The sequence below is a fragment of the Pseudomonas sp. AL 58 genome (assembly GCF_036348395.1).
Classification (GTDB): domain Bacteria; phylum Pseudomonadota; class Gammaproteobacteria; order Pseudomonadales; family Pseudomonadaceae; genus Aquipseudomonas; species Aquipseudomonas defluvii.
Genome location: NZ_JAZBQR010000007.1, coordinates 113,792 through 134,150 on the forward strand (window position 1 = coordinate 113,792; position 20,359 = coordinate 134,150).

Consider the following 20,359-nt stretch of genomic DNA (forward strand, 5'->3'; position numbering starts at 1 on the left):
ATGGTCTTGCGCTCTGAAATCCTGACAAACAAAAGCACGCTACCGACTGAAAAGCAGGCCCTGCCGGGCCGCGAACAACACGTGACCTTACCCGAGTATCACTTCGTCAACGGCAATCCACTGCTGGGGCCGTTCACGGGCAATGTGGAATTCGCCATTTTCGGCCTGGGTTGCTTCTGGGGGGCAGAACGCCGTTTCTGGCAACGCGAAGGCGTGGTCAGCACAGTGGTAGGTTACGCGGGTGGCGTCACACCGAACCCGACCTACGAGGAAGTCTGCTCTGGCCTGACCGGCCACGCTGAAGTGGTGCTGGTTGTCTATGAGCCGGAAAAGGTCAGCTACCAGGAACTGCTAACGATGTTCTGGGAGCTGCATGACCCAACACAGGGGATGCGCCAGGGCAATGACATTGGCACGCAGTATCGCTCGGTGATCTATACCACCACCCCTAGCCAGCTGGAACAGGCCCTGGCCAGCAAGCACGTGTACCAGGCCGAACTGACCAAGGCCGGTCGGGGCACCATCACCACTGAAATCGCCGAGCACTCGATCGTGTACTTCGCCGAAGCCTACCACCAGCAGTACCTGGCCAAGAACCCGAATGGCTACTGCGGCATCGGCGGTACAGGCATCTGCATGCCGCCCAGCCTGCAAAACAACTGAGGAACTGACATGTCCGCACCGAGCATGACGCTGTTTTACTCGCCGTTCTCGCCGTTCGTCCGCAAGATCATGGTCTTGCTGCACGAAACCGGGCAACTGGACCGGGTCGCGCTGCAGAGCGTCAACATCAGCCCGACCCAGCCCGACGCGACGCTGAACCAAGGCAACCCGGCCGGGAAAATCCCGGCCCTGCGCCTGGCGGACGGCTCGGTGCTGCATGACAGCCGGGTGATCTTCGAGTACCTCGACCTGCAGCATGTCGGCAACCCACTGATCCCACGTGAGGGCTCCGCACGCTGGCAGCGCCTGACCGTTGCCTCACTGGCTGACGCAATTGCCGAGGCAGCCGTGCTGACCCGCTACGAGACCTTCCTGCGTCCGGAAGAAAAGCGCTGGGATGCCTGGGTCGATGCACAACAGGAGAAGATCCGGCGCGGCCTGGCCCAACTGGAACAGGCGCACATCGCTGAACTCAGCGCGGCATTCGACGTCGCAGCCATTGGTGTCGCCTGTGCCTTGGGTTACCTCGACCTGCGCATGCCACAGTTCGGCTGGCGCAGTGCTCAACCGAAACTGGCGGCCTGGTACGCTGACGTCAGCCAGCGGCCATCACTCCAGGCCACTGAACCACCCAAGGCCTGATCGGCGGCCTGCCTGCGATACCTGTGGGAGCCGGGCTTGCCCGCGATCACCCCACCGACGTCATCGCAGGCAAGCCTGCTCCAACAGATCCCGCGCCAGCCTGTAGGAGCCGGGCTTGCCCGCGATGCAGACGCCGCGAACTCACGGGCACCCCACCGACGCCATCGCAGGCAAGTCAGCTCCAACAGAGCCCGCGTAACCTGTAGGAGCCGGGCTTGCCCGCGATGCAAACACCGCGAACTCGCGATCACCCCACCGACGCCATCGCAGGCAAGCCAGCTCCAACAGAGCCCGCGCCAGCCTGTAGGAGCCGGGCTTGCCCGCGATGCAAACGCCGCGAATTCGCGATCACTCCACCGACGTCATCGCAGGCAAGCCAGCTCCAACAGAACTCGCGCCGGCTGTGGGAGCGGGTCTTGCCCGCGATGCAGACGCCGCGAACTCACGGGCCCCCCACCGAGGCCATCGCAGGCAAGCCAGCTCCAACATAGCCCGCGCAACCTGTAGGAGCCGGGCTTGCCCGCGATGCAAACGCCGCTAACGCACTGACACCGCGCCGAGGCCATCGCAGGCAAGCCAGCTCCAACAGAGCCCGCGCCAGCCTGTAGGAGCCGGGCTTGCCCGCGATGCAGACGCCGCGAACTCGCGATCACCCCACCGACGCCATCGCAGGCAAGCCAGCTCCAACAGAGCCTGCGCCAGCCTGTAGGAGCCGGGCTTGCCCGCGATGCAAACGCCGCGAACTCGCGATCACCCCACCGACGTCATCGCAGGCAAGCCAGCTCCAACAAAGAGCGGGCAGCCTGTGGCAGGCTTGCCTGCGATAGCGCCTGAAGACATGAAATTGCTGGTAGATAACCTGTTCTAGGAAACATCCTACGAGCGCTGTCAGCACCCATTGGCTTGTCTTGGAAATGTTGCCCACCTACGCTGCCCGAGTCGCTGACAACTCGGCGAACTGGCGTGGAAACCTGGACCGGTAATGTGGCGGCTGTCGTTATGGCGGCTGTGCGCGGGAGACCTTCGGGTCTGCCGGGGTTACCTGATGCATCCGGTTTTCCACCCCGCGTACAGCTGCCACCTCTTCGTGTGGAAACGGAAGGGTGCAGCTACACCTGCATCAGGAACTTTCCATGAAGGAAATCGTTCCAGATCCACCCCACGAAACCATCGCAGGCAAGCCTCCCTTAGGTACAGCATGAACGTTGCGATAGCGCCTGATGACATGAAATTGCTGGCAGATAACCTGTTCTAGGAAATATCCTACGAACGCTGTCGGCACCCATTGGCTTGTCTTGGAAATGTTGCCCACCTACGCTGCTCGTGTCGCTGACAATTCGGCGAACGGGCGTGGAAACCCGGACCGGTAATGTGGTGGCTGTCGTTATGGCGGCTGTACGTGGGAGACCTTCGGGTCTGCCGGGTTACCCATTACCCTGGTTTTCCACCCCGCGTACAGCTGCCACCTCTTCGTGTGGAAACGGGATGTGTCCAGCTCAACCGTAATGGGAGCTTTCCATGAAGAAAATCGTTCCAGATCCACCCCACGAAACCCTTGCCCCAACCGCCAGCACGCTCTTCGGCCTCTGTGGTGCCGGCCACGACCCTATGTTTCTCGTGCGCCCCGGTATCGAACCCCATGACGCGCTGGTGCATGTCTCTCTGTTCTTGCGCGGCGCCTACGACACGGCTCATCAGGCCAGCGACACCGCCGACGAGTCGGCCAAGGGCTTTCTCTGGTCCACGATGCATTCGGTAGAAATGGCCAAGGGCCTGGTCGACGCCTTGCTCGACGGGATCGAGGTGCGCGCCCTAAGCGAACGCTCAGGCTGAAAACACCCGACCACTGGCGGTCAGTCAGCACGGAACAATCCTGAGGCAGGCCAGTCAAATGACCGTTTCCCGCCGTTAAGGCTCAAGAGGTCATTTGATGAAGCGCTTTGCCCTGGTAACCCTGATGACCCTGGCCGCCAGCCCGGTCTTTGCCTTTAACCTCAGCGATGCCGCCAATGCCGTCTCGGCCATGCAAGGCACAGACAGCGAAGGCCCTGCCGTCATTGCTGCGCCTGCGTCGGCGAACCTACTAAACACTTTGGGCAGCCAGTTGAACATCACCCCCGAACAAGCCGTGGGTGGCACGGGCGCGTTGCTTGGCCTGGCGAAGAACCAACTGAGTGGTGACGAGTTCTCGCAGCTGACCCAAGCGGTCCCAGGGCTTAACCTGCTCACCGGTGATAACGCGCTGGGTGGCTTGAATGGCTTGATCGCGCTGATGGGCAAGAGCGACGGTCAGCAATCGGCGCTGAGCAATGCCTTGGGCAATGTGAAAGACACCAACGACCTGAACAACGCCTTCAGCCTGTTGGGCATGGACACCGGCCTCATTGGCCAATTTGCCCCGCTGTTGCTGCAGTTCCTTGGCCAGCAAGGCGTGGCCAATTCGTTGTTGCAGAACCTGGGCACCATCTGGGGTAGCCAGGCAGCACTGCCTTCAGCCTGACCGGCGGGCGCGGTTTGCGCGTGAGGGGGGCTGTGGTAGCCTCCCGAGCCGTTTTACAAGGATAGGTAACTGCAATGTTCATGGATGCTCTGAAGATGTCCTTGCCGGCTGAGGCCGTGCTCGGTTTCGTCGTCTACATGGGTGGCGCCGCTGCGCTGTTCGCGCTCTATGCGCTGATCTATACCCGTCTTACGCCCTATAACGAACTGCGCCTGATTCGCGAAGGCAACACGCCTGCCGCTGTTGCCCTGGCCGGTGCGCTGGTGGGCTTTGCCATTCCGGTGGCCAGTGCTGTCTCTCATTCCATTTCGCTGCTGGACTTCCTGCTCTGGGCGGTGATCGCGGCGGTGGTGCAACTGTTGGCATTCGTGGTGGTGAACCGCTGTGTCAAAGGCATGGCCGAGCGCATCGCTCGTCAGGAGATGGCCTCGGCCATCCTGTTGGCTGCGGTCTCGATCAGTATCGGGTTGCTCAATGCTGCCTGCATGACACCCGCCGCCTGATCAGGGAGCACCGCGATGAAACGCAGTAAACGAGTACGGCTGATTGCGCTGGGCAGTCTGCCGCTGGTGCTGTCTGCCTGTGGTGAACGACCGACCCGCGTGGTCAGCGAGGTGAAGCGCTTTCAGGACGTCGACCATTGCGCCATGACCGGGATCAACCGTCAGGTCTGTCTGCAGGCCTGGTTGGGCGCGCAACAGCACCATTACGCCAATGCGCCGCGCTTCGTGAGCCTTGAGGCTTGCGAGGAGGTTTTCCAGGAATGCGATACGCGCAACTTTGCCGGCAATTTCGTGCCACGGATGGAAGGCTTCGCCTTGACCGTCGACCGGCAGGTGTATGCCGATGGTAGTGACGACACCTCAGGAGCTGGGTCGACGTCGACGGGCGGCACCCGGTTCTACGACTACACCGACACCGAGCCGCATTATTCCACTGAGGCGATCTACCACGAGCGTGATGGCCGCAATGCGTTCAAGGTTACTTCGTTGACCGAGCAGGTCGCCGCAGGCAACCAGTACGCCGGGCTTGATCCGAACCACCCGACGTCGACGCCCTTCAGTTCCTTGCCGCATGCGCTGGACGGTACTCACCCCGCGACGGTGCCGGCTGGCAGCGCGCTGCACCCGACAGCATTGGCGCAATCGCCCCGGCCATTCGCCATCGGCAGTCACAATGGCTTTGTATCGCGTGCCTCGGCGCGTGGTGGCTTTAGCTCCTGAGGTGCGCAGATGAAACGTATAGCGGTTGCCCCGCGCCCGGGCTGGAAAGCCACCGCCGAGCATTTCGGTTTCAACTTCCATACCTTCGATGGCGAACCGTATTGGGATGAAAGCGCCTATTACCAGTTCAGCCTGCGACAGATCGAGGATGACCTGGAGGAGCCGACCCGCGTGCTGCATGAGCTGTGCATGGCGCTGGTGGCTGAGGTGGTGGAGAGCGACGCCTTGCTCGACCGCCTGGCGATCCCGACGGCTTACCATGAGTTGATTCGCCGTTCCTGGCGCGACGGGCACCCGCATTTCTACGGGCGCATGGACCTCTGCTATGACGGTTCTGGCCCGGCCAAATTGCTGGAGGCCAACTACGACACGCCCACCTCATTGTACGAAGCGAGTTTCTTCCAGTACCTCTGGTTGGAAGAGCAGATGCGCCGTGGTGTGTTGCCGGGCGATGCCGACCAATTCAACAGCCTGGAAGAGAAGCTGACCCAGGTCATGACGGCCAACCGCTTTGCTACACCGTTCTATTTCGCTTCGGTGAAGGGCTCGGTGGAAGACCGTGGCACGGTGGAATACCTGCGCGACATCGCCGCGGGTGCCGGGCTCGATGCGCGCCTGGTTGACATGGAAGACATCGGCCTGAGCCGGGGCGGGCAGTTTGTCGATCCGGTCGGTGCGCCGATTCCAAGCCTGTTCAAGCTCTACCCTTGGGAAGAGATCTTCAACGACCCGTTCGGCCCGGCGATTGCTGGCAGCGGCACCTTGTTCGTTGAGCCGCCCTGGAAAGCGATCCTCTCCAACAAGGGCATGCTGGCGTTGCTCTGGGAGCGTCACGAGGGTCATCCGAACCTGTTGCCGGCGTTTATCGAGCCGACACCCGCCCAGCCCCTGGAAAAGGGCTGGGTGCGCAAACCGTTTTTTTCCCGTGAGGGGGCGAACGTGGAGATTCATACCGGCCAGGGGCAGCGTATCGTCGAAGACGGCCCTTACGGCGGTGGGCCAAGCATCATCCAGCAGTTCCAGGCGTTGCCACGCTTTGGCGACAACTACACGGTAATCGGCAGCTGGATGGTCGGTGATCTACCGGCCGGTATCGGTATTCGCGAGGACAATTCGCTGATCACCAAGGACAGTAGCCGCTTCCTGCCCCATGCGATTATCGGTTGAATCAGCGCAGCTCGGCGCGCAGGGCCTCGATGCGGGCGTCCTTGTCGTGCCAGAGCTGGTTGACCCAGTCCTGCACGGTCTGACGGAACGCTGGGTCGCTCTCGTAGTCGCCAGCCCACAGGGCCGGGTCGAGTTCGCGCACCTGGATATCAATGATCACCTTGGGCACTGAACCGCTAAGCAGGTCCCAGAAGCCTGGCGCTTTGTTACCGGGGTAGACCAGCGTGACGTCGAGCAGGGCGTCGAGTTGCTCGCCCAGTGCAGCCAGCACGAACGCAACACCACCGGCCTTGGGCTTGAGCAAGTGGCGGTAGGGGGAGTGCTGTTCGAGGCGCTTGGCCTCGCTGAAGCGGGTACCTTCCAGGTAGTTGACCACGGTGACCGGCTGGCGCTTGAACAGCTCGCAGGCGGCCTTGGTGATTTCCAGGTCATGCCCCTTGAGGTGCGGGTGCTTGGCCAGAAAGGCCTTGCTGTAGCGCTTCATGAACGGGTAGTCCAGCGCCCACCAGGCCAGGCCCAGCAGTGGCACCCAGATCAGCTCCTTCTTCAGGAAGAACTTGAAGAACGGAATGCGCCGGTTCAAGGCCTGGATCAACGCCGGAATATCGACCCAGGTCTGATGGTTGCTGACGGCCAGGTACGAGGTGTCCAGGCGCAAGTCGGCGGCACCTCGCACGTCCCATTGGGTGGGGATGCACAGCGCGAAGATCAGTTTGTCGATTTCGGCCCAGGTTTCGGCAATCCACTTCACCGCCGTGGAGGCGTAGTCGCGGTAGTGGCCGGGGAGCACCAGCTTGAGCAGGGCAAATACGGTGAGCGGGCCAATCAGTGCCAGGGTGTTGAGCAATAGCAGCAAGGTCACGAGACTGCCGGTCAGCAGGCGGCGCATAAAGAACTCTTATTCTTGGGTAAGCGGTCAGTAATGATAAGCAGCGGCGGGGTTTACGCCAAATATGGCGGCCCGCTCTTGGCAGACAAATGTTTCACATTGTCTTTAATACCCTGTGACACCGAACCTATGCTGCCTCTGTAGTCTAATCACTGTCTTTTCTCAAGGAAGCCAACCCGGTGAAACCCTTACTCGCATTGCTTTCCCTGTTGGCCCTGCCGGTGATGGCCGCCGAGCCGACCCTGTATGGCCGTTATGAATACATCGCCTTGCCGGAGATCGGCGAAACCCTCAAGGCCAAGATGGACACCGGGGCATTGACGGCGTCGTTGTCGGCCAAGGACATCGAGCGTTTCCAGCGCGACGGTGAAGATTGGGTGCGTTTTCGCCTGGCCACCAAGGATTCAGACGGTAAGGTCTACGAGCACAAGCTGGCGCGTATCAGCAAGATCAAGAACCGTGCGGATGAAGAGGATGATGGAGGCGAAGGTGCCGACGTGACCAAGCGCCCGGTGATTGATCTGGAGCTGTGCCTTGGCGATACCAAGCGCACCGTTGAAGTGAACCTGGCCGACCGCAGCAGTTTCAACTACCCATTGCTGATCGGCGCCAAGGCTCTGCGCGAGTTTGGCGCGGCCGTGAACCCGGCGCGACGCTTCACGGCGGGTAAGCCTGCATGCTGATGGTCTAGCCTTGTACAGGTCGGCCTTGCCGACGATAGGAGCGCCGGGTTAATGGCTGACACCACCGCGACCCTATCGCCGGCAACGCTGGCCTTTGTGGAGGTATAGAGTTTCTGGGCCTTGTCAGCCACACCTGAATCTCTTACAAGTGGCGACCGATTACCGCCAGGCCTGGATGCCATGCCCCATATCTTGATTGTCGAAGACGAAGCGGCCATTGCCGATACCCTGATCTACGCCCTGCAGGGTGAAGGCCACAGCACTGAGTGGGTGACGCTGGGGAACGCGGCACTGGAGCAGCAGCGTCTGCGTCCGGCTGATCTGGTGATTCTCGATATCGGCCTGCCGGATATCAGTGGCTTTGAAACCTGCCGCCAGTTACGTCGCTTCAGCGAGGTGCCGGTGATGTTCCTCAGTGCCCGTGACGGTGAGATCGACCGTGTGGTGGGCCTGGAGATCGGTGCCGACGATTATGTGGTCAAGCCCTTCAGCCCGCGTGAAGTCGCGGCCCGGGTTCGGGCGATTCTCAAGCGCATGGCGCCGCGTACCGAGGCGTTGGGCAGCCTTGAGCCCTTTGTGCTCGACACCGTGCGTATGCAGATCAATTACCGTGGTCAGCCGTTGGGCCTGACCCGGCACGAGTTTCGTCTGTTGCAGTGCCTGCTGGAGCAACCGGAGCGGGTGTTCAGCCGTGAGCAGTTGCTCGATGCGGTCGGGGTGCCGGCCGATGCCGGGTATGAGCGCAGTATCGATACCCATATCAAGAGCGTGCGCGCCAAGCTGCGTCAGGTGGCCGGCGAGGCAGAGCCCATCCAGACCCACCGCGGGCTGGGCTACAGCTATAGCCCGAGCCATAGCTGATGCGCCTGGGGATACGGATTTTTCTGGTCTACTTCCTGTTTGTCGGCCTGACGGGCTACTTTCTGATCAACACCGTGCGCGAGGAAATTCGCCCTGGTGTGCGTCAGTCTGCCGAGGAAACCCTGGTGGACACCGCCAACCTGCTGGCCGAGATCCTGCGCGCGGACGTCAAGGCCGGCACCTTGGGCCAGAGCCAGTTGCCGCAGGTGCTCCAGGCCTATGGCCAGCGGCAGCCGCGAGCGCAGATCTGGGGGCTGCCCAAGACCGAGGTCAACCACCGCATCTACGTGACCGATGCCAAGGGTATCGTTCTGCTTGATTCCAGCGACCTGGCAGTGGGCCAGGACTACTCGCGCTGGAACGACGTCTACCTGACCCTGCGTGGGCAGTACGGCGCCCGCTCGACCCGCAGCGACCCTGACGATCCGGCGTCCTCGGTGATGCATGTCGGTGCGCCGATTCTGGATAACGGCACGATCATCGGTGTGGTCACGGTGGCCAAGCCCAACAGCTCGCTGCAGCCCTATATCGACCGCTCCGAACGCCGTTTGCTGTACCTCGGTGTCGGTCTGATCGCCCTCGGGTTGCTGGTGGGGGCCGGGTTGTCCTGGTGGTTGGCGACCTCATTGCAGCGCCTGACCCGTTATGCCCTGGCAGTCAGTGAGGGCGAGCGTGCGGAACTGCCACATTACCGTGGTGGCGAGTTGGCACAGTTGGCCGGGGCTGTGGAGCGAATGCGTACCCAGCTTGAAGGCAAAGCCTATGTCGAGCGCTATGTGCACACCCTGACCCATGAGCTGAAAAGCCCGCTGGCGGCCATTCGCGGTGCCAGCGAGTTGCTTCAGGGGCCAATGCCGGAGGCTCAGCGGCAACGCTTTGCCGGCAACATAGAAAGCGAAAGCGCGCGGATGCAGCAACTGATCGAGCGCCTGCTCAACCTCGCGCAGGTGGAGCAGTTGCAGAGCCTTGATGCGCAAGAGTGGGTGCCACTGGCGCGGATGGTCGACGACCTGTTGCTGGCCCACAGTGCCCGTATCGAAAGTGCCGGCCTGCAGGTGCGGCAGCGTTTGCCGCATGAACTCCAGCTGCTCTGCGAGCCGTTCCTGATGCACCAGGCGATTGCCAACTTGCTGGATAACGCGCTGGACTTCACCCCTCCAGACGGGATGCTGCTGTTCGAGCTGGAACGGGACGGGCAGCGTGTTGCGCTGAGCCTGTTCAACCAGGGCGAGGCGATTCCCGACTATGCGCTGGGGCGGCTCAGTGAACGCTTCTATTCCTTGCCGCGCCCGCGTACAGGGCGCAAGAGCACCGGGCTTGGGCTGAACTTTGTCGAAGAGGTGCTGCAACTGCACGGCGGTTCGCTGGACGTCGGCAATGTCGAGGGTGGTGTGCGGGTTCGCCTGTGGCTACCGGCCAACCGATTCAACTGAGGCTTCACCGCATCTACACAAAGTCTCCATATTCGCTCCCTCAAGGCTCCATAACGCTGACACACACTCTGTGGCATCGAAACCGGAGCCTTGAGCATGAACCGAAACCTAAGCCTGAAACTGGGCGCTATCGCCTTTTTGATTGTGTTGTTGCTGGTACCGTTGCTGATGATTGGTGGGCTGATCCAGGAGCGCCAGTCGCTGCGCGACGGCGTGGTGCAGGACATCGCCCAGAGCTCCAGCTTCAGCCAGACGCTCAGCGGCCCATTGCTGGTGGTGCCGTACCGCAAGATTGAGCGGCAGTGGAAAACCCCGGAAGGGGGTGGCGCACTCTATCAGGACGTGAAAACGGTCAACGGCCACTTGTATTTCCTGCCGGAGACCTTCGATCTGAACGCCAGGATCGACACTGAGCTGCGTTCACGCGGCATCTACGAAGCGCGCCTGTACCACGCCGAAAACCGCATCAACGGCCAGTTCCAGATTCCGGTGAAGCTGGGTTTAGGCAATGATTTTGAGGACTACACCTTCGATGCGCCGTTCCTGGCGGTGGCGATCAGCGACATCCGCGGCATCGAGAAAGGCCTGAAGCTGGACCTGAACGGCCAGTCGATGGATTTCCAGCCGGGCACGGGCCTGAGCTGGTTGGGTGCCGGGGTGCATGTGGCACTGCCCGCGCTGGACAGCCGCAACGAGACCGTTCTGGATTACGCCTTTGATGTCAGCCTGCAAGGTACCGGGAAACTGCAAGTGTTGCCGGTGGGGCGTAGCAGCAATGTGACCATGGCGGCCAATTGGCCTCACCCCAGTTTTGTCGGTAACTACCTGCCGAGCAGTCGCCTGATCGACAGCCAGAGCTTCACTGCCAATTGGAAGACCTCGTTCTTCTCCACCAACATGGAAGACGCCTTGAGCCAGTGCGTGAACAACGAGTCTTGCCTGGAGTTCAAGGAACGCGCCTTTGGCGTGAGCTTTATCGACCCGGTGGATCAGTACCTCAAGAGTGAGCGGGCGATCAAATATGCGTTGTTGTTCATTGCCCTGACCTTTGCCGGCTTCTTCCTCTTCGAAGTGTTGAAAAGCCTCAGTGTTCACCCGATCCAGTACTTGCTGGTGGGTGTTGCCCTGGCGTTTTTCTACCTGCTGTTGCTGTCGCTGTCCGAGCACGTGGGCTTCGGCCCGGCCTATGCGATTTCGGCCAGTGCTTGCGTGTTGCTGATTGGTTTCTACCTGAGTCATGTGTTGCACAGCCTGGGCCGAGCGCTGAGCTTCAGCGGGGGACTGGCGGTACTGTACGGCATGCTCTATGGCTTGCTCAGCGCAGAGGACTACGCCTTGCTGATGGGATCGTTGCTGCTGTTCGGCCTGCTGGGTGTATTCATGATCCTGACCCGGCGCCTGGACTGGTACCGGGTAGGGCAGGGCAAGCTGCAATGAGCGGTTTACGCGAGGAGCGTTGTGCCGGGGCGGCGCTGGCGATAAATATCGCCAGGCTGTTCAGCCCTTGTTGGAGCTGGCTTGCCTGCGATGGCGTCGGTGGGGTGTCCGTGAGTTCGCGGCGTTTGCATCGCGGGCAAGCCCGGCTCCTACAGGCTGGCGCGGGATCTGTTGGAGCAGGCTTGCCTGCGATGGGATCGGTGGGGTGTCAGTGAGCTCGCGGCGTTTGCATCGCGGGCAAGCCCGGCTCCTACAGGCTGGCGCGTGCTCTGTTGGAGCTGGCTTGCCTGCGATGGCGTCGGTGGGGTGTCAGTGAGCTCGCGGTGTCTGCATCGCGGGAAAGCCCGGCTCCTACAGGCTGGCGCGGGCTTTGTTGGAGCTGGCTTGCCTGCGATGGCGTCGGTGGGGTGATCGAGAGTTCGCGGCGTTTGCATCGCGGGCAAGCCCGGCTCCTACAGGCTGGCGCGGGATCTGTTGGAGCTGGCTTGCCTGCGATGGCGTCGGTGGGGTGCCCGTGAGTGCGCGGCGTTTGCATCGCGGGCAAGCCCGGCTCCTACAGGTTGTGCGGGCTCTGTTGGAGCTGGCTTGCCTGCGATGGCGTCGGTGGGGTGTCCGTGAGTACGCGGTGGCTGCATCGCGGGCAAGACCCGCTCCTACAGGTTACGCGGGCGCTGTTGGAGCTGGCTTGCCTGCGATGGCTTCGGTGGGGGGTCCTTGAGTTCGCGGTGTTTGTATCGCGGGCAAGCCCGGCTCCTACAGGTTGCGCGGGCGCTGTTGGAGCTGGCTTGCCTGCGATGGCATCGGTGGGGTGTCCGTGAGTTCGCGGCGTTTGCATCGCGGGCAAGACCCGCTCCTACAGGCTGCGCGGGTTCTGTTGGAGCTGGCTTGCCTGCGATGGCGTCGGTGGGGTGTCCGTGAGTGCGCGGCGTTTGTATCGCGGGCAAGCCCGGCTCCTACAGGTTGCGCGGGCGCTGTTGGAGCTGGCTTGCCTGCGATGGCGTCGGTGGGGTGTCAGTGAGTACGCGGTGGCTGCATCGCGGGCAAGCCCGGCTCCTACAGGCTGCGCGGGCTCTGTTGGAGCTGGCTTGCCTGCGATGGCGTCGGTGGGGTGTCCTTGAGTTCGCGGCGTTTGGCTGCCACAGCAGGCTTACCTGCGATAGGCTCAACACGGTCTCAGGGGGTACGCGGCGCCTGCCTAACCAGGCGCAACGCCGCAAGCACCACGGCAAACACGGCCATACTGGCGGTGTACAAGACCAAGGCCGGAATCCCGAACAGTAATGCCAACACCGCCATACGCCAGCCGGCACGCCCCGGGATCAGCATCGCCAGCAGTGCCAGGCTCAACGCCGTCCAGGCCAGTACCCGCCAGTGGATCATCAAACCCAACGTCGAACGCACCTGACACGACCAGGTCGTCGCCTGTTCCAGGCAAAGGCCAACCCACTGTGGGTCTTCCATCAACACGTAACGCACCCCGTAGCTTGCGGCCAGCCACAACGGCAGCAAAACCAGCAAAGCGACAAACGGTAACAAGCGGGGCATGCGCAACTCCAAAATCCTGAAAATCGGCACCCAGCATAATCGTCCAAACGGTCTATGCAAGGCGAAAGCGCCAGCCTGGGCTACTTTACCCGTATGACCAATCAAACCTGTTGTTGCAGCAACAGATGCCGCAACGGCACTATCGGCTGCGATGAATGCAACACCGCTTGGCAACTTTGCCAGCCTCAGGGTTGTCCTAACCTGCGCATTTCGCTTGTATTTTCCGGGGACTCGTCATGCTTCGATCACTGCACCTTGCCACTTTGTTGGGTGGCCTCCTGCTGAGTGCGTGCGCCTTGGCGGCCGATATCGATGCCGCCAGCTACGGTTACCCACTGACCAATCCCTTTGAAGCGACCATCGCCTCGACCCCGCCCGAGCTGCGCCCGGAGCTGCCCAGTGATGAGGATATCCGTCAGTCCGATTACAGCCTGAATCTCAGGCCTGAGCGGGCGTTCAGCCTGCCCGACAACTTTTGGCCCGTGAAAAAACTGCGCTATCGAATGGCCCGTCAGGACCACCCCGCACCGCTGATTTTCCTCATTGCCGGCACCGGTGCGCCTTACAACAGCAGCCTCAACGAGTACCTGAAGAAGCTCTACTACAAGGCCGGTTACCATGTGGTGCAGTTGTCGTCGCCCACGAGTTTCGACTTCATGACCTCGGCTTCGCGCTTCGCCACCCCCGGGGTTTCCAAGGACGACGCCGAAGACATGTACCGCGTGATGCAAGCAGTAAGGGCTCAGCACTCACATTTGCCCATCACCGACTTCTACCTCACCGGCTACAGCCTCGGCGCCCTCGACGCGGCGTTTGTCAGCCATCTGGATGAGACCCGACGCAGTTTCAACTTCAAGCGCGTACTGCTGCTCAACCCACCCGTGAACCTCTATACCTCCGTCAGTAACCTCGACAAGTTGGTGCAGACGCAGGTCAAGGGCATCAACAACAGCACCACGTTCTACGAGCTGGTGCTGGGCAAGCTGACCCGTTACTTCCAGCAAAAGGGCTACATCGACCTCAACGATGCCTTGCTCTACGACTTCCAGCAGTCGCGCCAGCATTTGTCCAACGAGCAGATGGCCATGGTGATTGGTACCTCGTTCCGCTTTTCCGCGGCCGATATTGCCTTCACTTCGGACCTGATCAACCGCCGCGGCCTGATCACCCCGCCCAAGTACCCGATCACCGAAGGCAGTAGCCTGACGCTCTTCTTCAAGCGCGCCCTGCAGTGCGACTTCGACTGCTACCTGACTGAGCAGGTCATCCCGATGTGGCGTGCCCGTACCGATGGCGGCAGCCTGCTGCAACTGATCGATCAGGTCAGCCTGTATGCCTTGAAGGACTACCTCAAGGGCAGCTCGAAAATCGCCGTGATGCACAACGCCGACGACGTGATCCTCGGCCCCGGCGATATCGGTTTTCTGCGTAGCACCTTTGGTGACCGCCTGACGCTTTACCCACATGGAGGCCATTGCGGCAACATCAATTACCGCGTCAACAGCGACGCCATGCTGGAGTTTTTCCGTGGTTAAAAAACTTCTATTCCTATCGGCGCTGTTCACCGCCGGCCTGGCCCAGGCCGACGGCCCTTCGAACCAGACGCGTACGGCGGACGCGGATGGTTTTACCCAGCCGCTCAAGACCCTGAAGTTCAACCCAGGCCTGGACCAGCGCGAATTTGAGCGTTCGACGCTCACCGCCCTGAACGTCTACGACCCATGGGAGTCCTGGAATCGCCGGGTGTACCACTTCAACTACCGCTTCGATCAGTGGGTGTTCCTGCCCGTGGTCAATGGCTATCAGGCGATTACGCCGGGCTTCGTCCGTAGCGGCGTGAGCAACTTCTTCAGCAACCTGGGCGATGTACCTAACCTGTTCAACAGCCTGTTGCAGCTCAAGGGCAAGCGCTCGATGGAGGTCACCGCGCGCCTGTTGCTGAACACCACGATTGGGGTCGCAGGGTTGTGGGATCCGGCCACCAAAATGGGCATTCCGCACCAAAGCGAAGACTTCGGCCAAACACTGGGCTTCTATGGTGTGCCCGAAGGCCCCTACCTGATGCTACCGATCCTCGGCCCGTCCAACCTGCGTGATACCGGCGGGCTGGTGGTGGACTATAGCGGCGAGACGCAGATCAACTTCCTCAACGTTGCCGAGGTCAGCAGCAATCACCCGGAACTGGTCGTGCTACGCGCGGTCGACAAGCGCTACACCACCAGCTTCCGCTATGGCCAGACGAACTCGCCATTCGAATATGAGAAGGTGCGCTACGTTTACACGGCAGCACGGCAACTGCAGATCAATGAGTGATCAGAGCCCGAGAAACCGGCTGAGCTGCGAACGCTTGGCCAGGGCATCGCGCCGCCCCAGTTCAATCAGCTCACTGCAGTAGCTGGCCTCGAACAGCAGGTAGCTGAGCACTCCGGCGCCGCTGGTCCTGGTCGCCCCCGGCCCACGCAGGAACAGGCGCAAAGCCGCTGGCAACTCGCGCCGGTGACGGGCTGCGATTTCATCCAGCGGCTGGCTGGGCGCGACCACCAGCACTTCCACTGGCGTCAACCCCAAGTGCTTGGGGCGTCGCTCGGACGGCAACAGGTGGCTCAGGTGGTTAAGCCGCTGCAGTAACTCCAGGTCGTCTTCCAGGCTGTCAATGAAGGTGCTGTTGAGCATGTGCCCGCCAATTTGCGCCAAGCTCGGGTGCTGGCCTCTGAAGCTGCGCTGATGCGGGTGAGGTACCGATGGCTGCTGGGGGTTACCACTGACCCCGACCACCAGTACCCGGTTCGCACCCAGGTGCAGTGCTGGGCTGATCGGCGCCGACTGGCGCACTGCACCATCACCATAGAACTCCTGGCCCAACATGACCGGCGCAAAAAGCAAGGGGATCGCCGAGCTGGCCAGCAGGTGCTCGATGGTCAAGCGCGTGGGCATGCCGATGCGTCGGTGGCGCAACCAAGGGTCGATAGCACCACGCCCCTGATAGAAGGTCACGGCCTGCCCCGACTCGTAACCGAAGGCGGTCACCGCCACGGCGTGCAGGTGTTTTTGCTCGATCGCCGTGGTAATGCCATTCAGGTTCAAATGCGTATTGAGCAGACCGCGCAACGGGGAGCTGTCGAGCAACGCAACCGGTACTGGCCTACCCAGCCCCAACAGGCTGTGAAAGACAAAGCGCGCAGCCTGGCGCACCACGCCTGGCCAATCACTGCGCAGCACCTGACTGCTGCGAAAGCCTTGCCAAAGCTCGGTGAGCTTGTGAATCGTCTCGGAAAACTGCATGGCGCCGCTGGCCAGGGTGACGGCATTGATGGCGCCGGCCGAGGTACCGACAATCACCGGGAAGGGATTGGCAGCACCCGCTGGCAATAGATCGGCAATCCCGGCCAGCACCCCGACTTGATAAGCGGCACGGGCACCGCCGCCGGAAAGGATCAGACCGGTGACCGGTTCTGCTGCTGCCATGCTGTTGCTCCCTGAGAACTCGCTGGAAAGTCCGTACATGGACTAACGCCGTTTTTCGTAAAGCTTCGGCGCCCCTGGTGGCCGCGATTTGAAGCGTCGATGCGCCCAGAGATACTGCTCAGGGCATTCACGGACCGAGGCCTCAACCCACTGGTTGATGCGCAGGCAATCGGCTTCTTCGGTCTCACCCGGGAAGTCAGCCAGCGGCGGATGGATCACCAACCGGTAGCCGCTACCATCGGCCAGGCGCTGCTGGGTAAAGGGGATCACCCTGGCCTTGCCCAGGCGGGCGAACTTGGTGGTTGCCGTCACGGTCGCAGCCTGAATGCCGAACAGCGGCACAAACAGGCTCTGCTTGGCGCCGTAGTCCTGGTCTGGCGCGTACCAGATCGCCCGGCCGGCACGGAGCAGTTTGAGCATGCCGCGCACGTCTTCACGCTCCACCGCCAGCGAGTCGAGGTTGTGCCGCTCGCGCCCCTGGCGCTGAACAAAGTCGAACAGCGGGTTCTTGTGTTCGCGGTACATGCCGTCGATGGTGTGTTTCTGGCCAAGCAAGGCCGCACCGATCTCCAGCGTGGTGAAATGCAACGCCATCAGGATGGCGCCCTGGCCATCACGCTGCGCGGCCTGCAGGTGTTCCAGCCCTTCGATGTGCGCCAGGCGTGCCAGGCGGGCTTTTGGCCACCACCAGCTCATGGCCATCTCGAAGAATGCGATACCGGTGGAGGCGAAATTTTCCTTGAGCAGGCGAGTCCGCTCGTCGGACGACAGCTCGGGGAAACACAACTCGAGATTGCGTGCGGCAATACGCCGACGCTCGCCAGCGACGCGGTACATGGCTAGCCCGAGGCCACGGCCGATAGCCAGCAATACCCGGTAAGGCAACTGTACGATCAACCAGAGCAGGCCCAGGCCCAGCCACAAAGGCCAGAAGCGCGGGTGCAAAAAATACGGACGAAAACGCGGGCGATCCATTCAAGATTCCGGAAAGACAAAGGCCGCGCATTCTACAACGGTTCGGTGCGGGTTGCGGCTAACGAACGATCTCGTTATAAGTCTGGGCACTTTTTCGTAACAAGTCGCCCGATGCAGACCATGAGCCAAACTCAGACGCCCGACCAAGAACCCGTGTTCCAGCTCAAGGGCAGCATGCTCGCCATTACTGTGCTTGAGCTTGCGCAAAACAACCTTGAGGGCCTGGATCGGCAATTGGCCGCCAAGGTTGCCCAGGCCCCCAATTTCTTCAGCAATACGCCGCTGGTACTGGCCCTGGACAAGTTGCCCGCCAGCGAGGGCGCCGTAGACCTGCCGGGGCTGATGCGCGTCTGCCGTCAGCACGGCCTGCGCACCCTGGCGATTCGCGCCAGCCGTATCGAGGACATTGCTGCCGCGATAGCCATCGACCTGCCCGTGCTGCCGCCTTCCGGCGCCCGTGAGCGGCCCGTGGAGCTGCCAGAGCCGGTGGTCGAGAAGAAAAAGCCCGAACCACCGGCAGAACCTGCGGTAAAACCGACCAAAATCATCACTTCGCCTGTACGCGGCGGCCAACAGATCTATGCTCAGGGCGGCGACCTGGTGGTGATTTCATCGGTCAGCCCGGGGGCGGAACTTCTTGCCGACGGTAATATCCATGTGTACGGGGCAATGCGTGGACGCGCCCTGGCAGGGATCAAGGGGAACACCAAGGCACGGATTTTCTGCCAGCAAATGACCGCTGAACTGGTCTCGATCGCCGGGCAATACAAGGTCTCCGAAGACCTGCGCCGCGATCCGCTGTGGGGGGCCGGGGTACAGGTCAGCCTGTCCGGCGACGTGTTGAACATCACCCGTCTTTAACGGATACTGCCGCCATTTTCCGCGCAACTTTTTTCGACGTTGCCGTTTTGTATTTTTTGGGACTGAACGTCCTTTTTTCTTTAGGGGTGATACACCTTGGCCAAGATTCTCGTGGTTACATCCGGCAAGGGTGGTGTGGGTAAGACCACCACCAGCGCCGCTATCGGTACCGGCCTCGCTCTGCGTGGCCACAAGACAGTCATCGTCGACTTCGACGTTGGCCTGCGTAATCTTGACCTGATCATGGGCTGTGAGCGCCGCGTGGTGTATGACTTCGTCAACGTCGTGAACGGCGAAGCCAACCTGCAACAAGCCCTGATCAAAGACAAGCGCCTTGAAAACCTGTACGTACTGGCTGCCAGCCAGACCCGTGACAAGGACGCGCTGACCCAGGAAGGCGTCGAAAAAGTCCTGATGGAACTCAAGGACTCGTTCGACTACGTGGTCTGCGACTCGCCGGCCGGTATCGAGAAAGGTGCCCACCTGGCCATGTACTTCGCGGATGAAGCGATCGTCGTGACCAACCCGGAAGTCTCCTCGGTACGTGACTCCGACCGTATGCTCGGCCTGTTGGCGAGCAAGTCGCGCCGCGCCGAAAACGGCGAAGACCCAATCAAGGAACACCTGCTGATCACCCGCTACCATCCAGAGCGCGTGAGCAAGGGCGAAATGCTCGGCGTTGAAGACGTGAAGGAAATTCTCGCCGTGGCGCTGCTGGGCGTTATCCCTGAATCCCAGGCGGTGCTCAAGGCATCCAACCAGGGCGTTCCCGTCATCCTCGATGACCAGAGCGACGCTGGCCAGGCGTACAGCGATACCGTTGACCGCTTGCTGGGCAAAACCGTGGAGCATCGTTTCCTCGATGTACAGAAGAAGGGATTCTTCGAGCGCCTGTTTGGAGGCAACTAATCAATGAACCTTTTTGACTTCTTTCGTGCCAGCAAAAAAGTAAGTACCGCCTCGGTTGCGAAAGAGCGTCTACAGATCATCGTGGCGCACGAGCGCGGTCAGCGCAGTACCCCGGACTACCTGCCAGCCTTGCAGAAGGAGCTGGTGGAGGTGATCCGCAAGTACGTCAACATCGGCAACGATGATGTGCAGGTCGCTCTGGAAAACCAGGGCAGCTGCTCGATCCTGGAACTCAACATCACCCTGCCCGACCGCTAACAGGCAGCCGGGCAAGCCACCACGGCGGCCGCCGGGCCTTCGCACTGCGAGGGCTCGACGGTCGCCGTTGGTGTTTACAGAGAGCACGCAATGCCGCTGTCCAACGTCCACATCCTGCACCAGGATGCCGCTGTCCTGGTGGTCAATAAACCGACCCTGCTGCTGTCCGTCCCGGGCCGCGCCGAGGACAACCGCGACTGCCTGATTACCCGCCTGCAGGAAAACGGCTACCCGGAAGCCCGTATCGTCCATCGCCTGGACTGGGAAACCTCCGGGATCATCCTGCTGGCACGTGATGCCGACAGCCACCGCGAGCTGTCACGACAGTTCCATGACCGGGAAACCGAGAAGGCCTACACCGCACTGTGCTGGGGGCAACCGGAACTGGACAGCGGCAGTATCGACCTGCCCCTGCGCTACGACCCGCCAACCAAGCCACGCCATGTGGTGGACCATGAACAGGGCAAACATGCACTGACCTTCTGGCGTATCGTCGAGCGTTGCGGTGACCATTGCCGAGTTGAGCTGACGCCGATTACCGGCCGCTCACATCAGTTGCGCGTGCACATGCTCTCCATCGGCCATCCGCTGCTGGGCGATCGCCTGTACGCCAACCCCGAAGCATTGGCTGCCCATGAACGGCTGTGCCTGCATGCAAGCATGTTGAGTTTTACCCATCCGGTAACCGGCGAGCGGTTGCGCTTCGAGTGCCCGGCGCCGTTCTGATCGATTGCATCGCCTCTATCGCTGGTAAGGCCGGCTCCAGCACCCTTGCTGGAGCCGGCCTTACTGGCGATTCGGGCCGCCCCAATCCCCAAGCAATACGTTAAACTCGCGCCACTGCTGTC

The 20,359-nt window shown here is 61.4% G+C and carries 21 protein-coding genes; 17 read left to right on the plus strand and 4 right to left on the minus strand.

Annotated features, from left to right (window positions below; genetic code table 11):
• The 7 genes from msrA (at position 1) to UIA24_RS11035 (ending at position 6,195) form a co-directional block, all read left to right on the plus strand.
• A complete protein-coding gene (gene msrA, locus UIA24_RS11005; protein ID WP_102052203.1) occupies positions 1–663 on the plus strand; it encodes a peptide-methionine (S)-S-oxide reductase MsrA in 663 nt (220 codons plus the stop codon).
• 9 nt (positions 664–672) lie between these two features.
• Positions 673–1,305 (plus strand): glutathione S-transferase, encoded by a 633-nt coding sequence (locus UIA24_RS11010; RefSeq protein ID WP_102052204.1) that lies wholly within the window; start codon positions 673–675, stop codon positions 1,303–1,305.
• A 1,518-nt stretch (positions 1,306–2,823) separates the two neighbouring features.
• Positions 2,824–3,138, plus strand: coding sequence for a DUF3077 domain-containing protein (locus UIA24_RS11015; RefSeq protein ID WP_330522848.1), 315 nt, complete (start codon positions 2,824–2,826; stop codon positions 3,136–3,138).
• Between the two features lie 97 nt (positions 3,139–3,235).
• A complete protein-coding gene (locus tag UIA24_RS11020; protein WP_099776059.1) occupies positions 3,236–3,805 on the plus strand; it encodes a DUF2780 domain-containing protein in 570 nt (189 codons plus the stop codon).
• Between the two features lie 74 nt (positions 3,806–3,879).
• Positions 3,880–4,308, plus strand: a complete 429-nt coding sequence (locus UIA24_RS11025) for a DUF350 domain-containing protein (protein WP_102052209.1) — start codon at positions 3,880–3,882, stop codon at positions 4,306–4,308.
• A 15-nt stretch (positions 4,309–4,323) separates the two neighbouring features.
• Positions 4,324–5,028, plus strand: a complete 705-nt coding sequence (locus UIA24_RS11030) for a DUF1190 domain-containing protein (RefSeq protein ID WP_330522849.1) — start codon at positions 4,324–4,326, stop codon at positions 5,026–5,028.
• 9 nt (positions 5,029–5,037) lie between these two features.
• Complete coding sequence (locus UIA24_RS11035; RefSeq protein ID WP_330522850.1) at positions 5,038–6,195, plus strand: glutathionylspermidine synthase family protein; 1,158 nt, start codon at positions 5,038–5,040, stop codon at positions 6,193–6,195.
• Between the two features lies 1 nt (position 6,196).
• Here UIA24_RS11035 and UIA24_RS11040 read toward each other — a convergent pair whose 3' ends face one another.
• Positions 6,197–7,084, minus strand: a complete 888-nt coding sequence (locus UIA24_RS11040; RefSeq protein WP_330522851.1) for an acyltransferase — start codon at positions 7,082–7,084, stop codon at positions 6,197–6,199.
• Positions 7,085–7,263: 179 nt separating this feature from the next.
• On the opposite strand from UIA24_RS11040, the gene rloA2 reads away from it, so the two are divergent.
• The 4 genes from rloA2 to creD all read left to right on the plus strand — a co-directional run bounded on the left by rloA2 (position 7,264) and on the right by creD (position 11,498).
• Positions 7,264–7,767 (plus strand): retropepsin-like aspartic peptidase RloA2, encoded by a 504-nt coding sequence (rloA2, locus tag UIA24_RS11045; RefSeq protein ID WP_099776050.1) that lies wholly within the window; start codon positions 7,264–7,266, stop codon positions 7,765–7,767.
• Positions 7,768–7,947: 180 nt separating this feature from the next.
• Positions 7,948–8,628, plus strand: coding sequence for a two-component system response regulator CreB (gene creB / locus UIA24_RS11050; protein WP_099776048.1), 681 nt, complete (start codon positions 7,948–7,950; stop codon positions 8,626–8,628).
• Positions 8,628–10,061 (plus strand): two-component system sensor histidine kinase CreC, encoded by a 1,434-nt coding sequence (creC, locus tag UIA24_RS11055; RefSeq protein ID WP_330522852.1) that lies wholly within the window; start codon positions 8,628–8,630, stop codon positions 10,059–10,061. The genes creB and creC overlap by 1 nt, the downstream gene beginning before the upstream one ends.
• A gap of 96 nt (positions 10,062–10,157) precedes the next feature.
• On the plus strand, positions 10,158–11,498 hold the full coding sequence (creD, locus tag UIA24_RS11060) for a cell envelope integrity protein CreD (protein WP_102052205.1): 1,341 nt from the start codon (positions 10,158–10,160) through the stop codon (positions 11,496–11,498).
• A 1,173-nt stretch (positions 11,499–12,671) separates the two neighbouring features.
• Here the strand turns inward: creD and UIA24_RS11065 are convergent.
• Positions 12,672–13,043 (minus strand): hypothetical protein, encoded by a 372-nt coding sequence (locus tag UIA24_RS11065; protein WP_330522853.1) that lies wholly within the window; start codon positions 13,041–13,043, stop codon positions 12,672–12,674.
• A 236-nt stretch (positions 13,044–13,279) separates the two neighbouring features.
• On the opposite strand from UIA24_RS11065, the gene UIA24_RS11070 reads away from it, so the two are divergent.
• Complete coding sequence (locus tag UIA24_RS11070; RefSeq protein ID WP_065760407.1) at positions 13,280–14,578, plus strand: serine/threonine protein kinase; 1,299 nt, start codon at positions 13,280–13,282, stop codon at positions 14,576–14,578.
• Positions 14,571–15,356: an MlaA family lipoprotein gene (locus UIA24_RS11075; RefSeq protein WP_065760408.1), complete on the plus strand. Its 786-nt coding sequence runs from the start codon at positions 14,571–14,573 to the stop codon at positions 15,354–15,356. The genes UIA24_RS11070 and UIA24_RS11075 overlap by 8 nt, the downstream gene beginning before the upstream one ends.
• Here the strand turns inward: UIA24_RS11075 and UIA24_RS11080 are convergent, their stop codons facing one another.
• Both UIA24_RS11080 and UIA24_RS11085 read right to left on the minus strand, forming a co-directional pair.
• Positions 15,357–16,508, minus strand: coding sequence for a patatin-like phospholipase family protein (locus UIA24_RS11080; protein WP_330522854.1), 1,152 nt, complete (start codon positions 16,506–16,508; stop codon positions 15,357–15,359).
• A 42-nt stretch (positions 16,509–16,550) separates the two neighbouring features.
• Complete coding sequence (locus tag UIA24_RS11085) at positions 16,551–17,483, minus strand: lipid A biosynthesis lauroyl acyltransferase (protein ID WP_099775532.1); 933 nt, start codon at positions 17,481–17,483, stop codon at positions 16,551–16,553.
• 120 nt (positions 17,484–17,603) lie between these two features.
• Here UIA24_RS11085 and minC point away from each other — a divergent pair, with 120 nt between their 5' ends.
• From minC to UIA24_RS11105, 4 genes are all read left to right on the plus strand, one after another.
• Complete coding sequence (gene minC, locus UIA24_RS11090; protein ID WP_065760424.1) at positions 17,604–18,344, plus strand: septum site-determining protein MinC; 741 nt, start codon at positions 17,604–17,606, stop codon at positions 18,342–18,344.
• Positions 18,345–18,440: 96 nt separating this feature from the next.
• Positions 18,441–19,253, plus strand: a complete 813-nt coding sequence (minD, locus tag UIA24_RS11095; RefSeq protein WP_065760411.1) for a septum site-determining protein MinD — start codon at positions 18,441–18,443, stop codon at positions 19,251–19,253.
• A gap of 3 nt (positions 19,254–19,256) precedes the next feature.
• Entirely contained in the window at positions 19,257–19,511 is a 255-nt protein-coding gene (gene minE / locus UIA24_RS11100; protein ID WP_065760412.1) for a cell division topological specificity factor MinE, read from the plus strand.
• Between the two features lie 90 nt (positions 19,512–19,601).
• Positions 19,602–20,237 carry an RluA family pseudouridine synthase gene (locus UIA24_RS11105; RefSeq protein ID WP_065760413.1) on the plus strand — a complete coding sequence of 212 codons (636 nt, stop codon included), beginning with the start codon at positions 19,602–19,604 and terminating at the stop codon, positions 20,235–20,237.
• Positions 20,238–20,359 lie beyond the last annotated feature (122 nt).

Bases quoted from the DNA above. Each gene is read 5' to 3' on its own strand.
- UIA24_RS11040 (WP_330522851.1), bottom strand. From the start codon at position 7,084: ATGCGCCGCCTGCTGACCGGCAGTCTCGTGACCTTGCTGCTATTGCTC.
- UIA24_RS11080 (WP_330522854.1), bottom strand. From the start codon at position 16,508: ATGGCAGCAGCAGAACCGGTCACCGGTCTGATCCTTTCCGGCGGCGGT.
- UIA24_RS11010 (WP_102052204.1), top strand. From the start codon at position 673: ATGTCCGCACCGAGCATGACGCTGTTTTACTCGCCGTTCTCGCCGTTC.
- UIA24_RS11015 (WP_330522848.1), top strand. From the start codon at position 2,824: ATGAAGAAAATCGTTCCAGATCCACCCCACGAAACCCTTGCCCCAACC.
- minE (WP_065760412.1), top strand. From the start codon at position 19,257: ATGAACCTTTTTGACTTCTTTCGTGCCAGCAAAAAAGTAAGTACCGCC.
- UIA24_RS11065 (WP_330522853.1), bottom strand. From the start codon at position 13,043: ATGCCCCGCTTGTTACCGTTTGTCGCTTTGCTGGTTTTGCTGCCGTTG.
- creC (WP_330522852.1), top strand. From the start codon at position 8,628: ATGCGCCTGGGGATACGGATTTTTCTGGTCTACTTCCTGTTTGTCGGC.
- creD (WP_102052205.1), top strand. From the start codon at position 10,158: ATGAACCGAAACCTAAGCCTGAAACTGGGCGCTATCGCCTTTTTGATT.
- UIA24_RS11105 (WP_065760413.1), top strand. From the start codon at position 19,602: ATGCCGCTGTCCAACGTCCACATCCTGCACCAGGATGCCGCTGTCCTG.
- UIA24_RS11085 (WP_099775532.1), bottom strand. From the start codon at position 17,483: ATGGATCGCCCGCGTTTTCGTCCGTATTTTTTGCACCCGCGCTTCTGG.
- creB (WP_099776048.1), top strand. From the start codon at position 7,948: ATGCCCCATATCTTGATTGTCGAAGACGAAGCGGCCATTGCCGATACC.
- minC (WP_065760424.1), top strand. From the start codon at position 17,604: ATGAGCCAAACTCAGACGCCCGACCAAGAACCCGTGTTCCAGCTCAAG.
- UIA24_RS11070 (WP_065760407.1), top strand. From the start codon at position 13,280: ATGCTTCGATCACTGCACCTTGCCACTTTGTTGGGTGGCCTCCTGCTG.
- UIA24_RS11025 (WP_102052209.1), top strand. From the start codon at position 3,880: ATGTTCATGGATGCTCTGAAGATGTCCTTGCCGGCTGAGGCCGTGCTC.
- msrA (WP_102052203.1), top strand. From the start codon at position 1: ATGGTCTTGCGCTCTGAAATCCTGACAAACAAAAGCACGCTACCGACT.
- UIA24_RS11035 (WP_330522850.1), top strand. From the start codon at position 5,038: ATGAAACGTATAGCGGTTGCCCCGCGCCCGGGCTGGAAAGCCACCGCC.
- UIA24_RS11030 (WP_330522849.1), top strand. From the start codon at position 4,324: ATGAAACGCAGTAAACGAGTACGGCTGATTGCGCTGGGCAGTCTGCCG.
- UIA24_RS11020 (WP_099776059.1), top strand. From the start codon at position 3,236: ATGAAGCGCTTTGCCCTGGTAACCCTGATGACCCTGGCCGCCAGCCCG.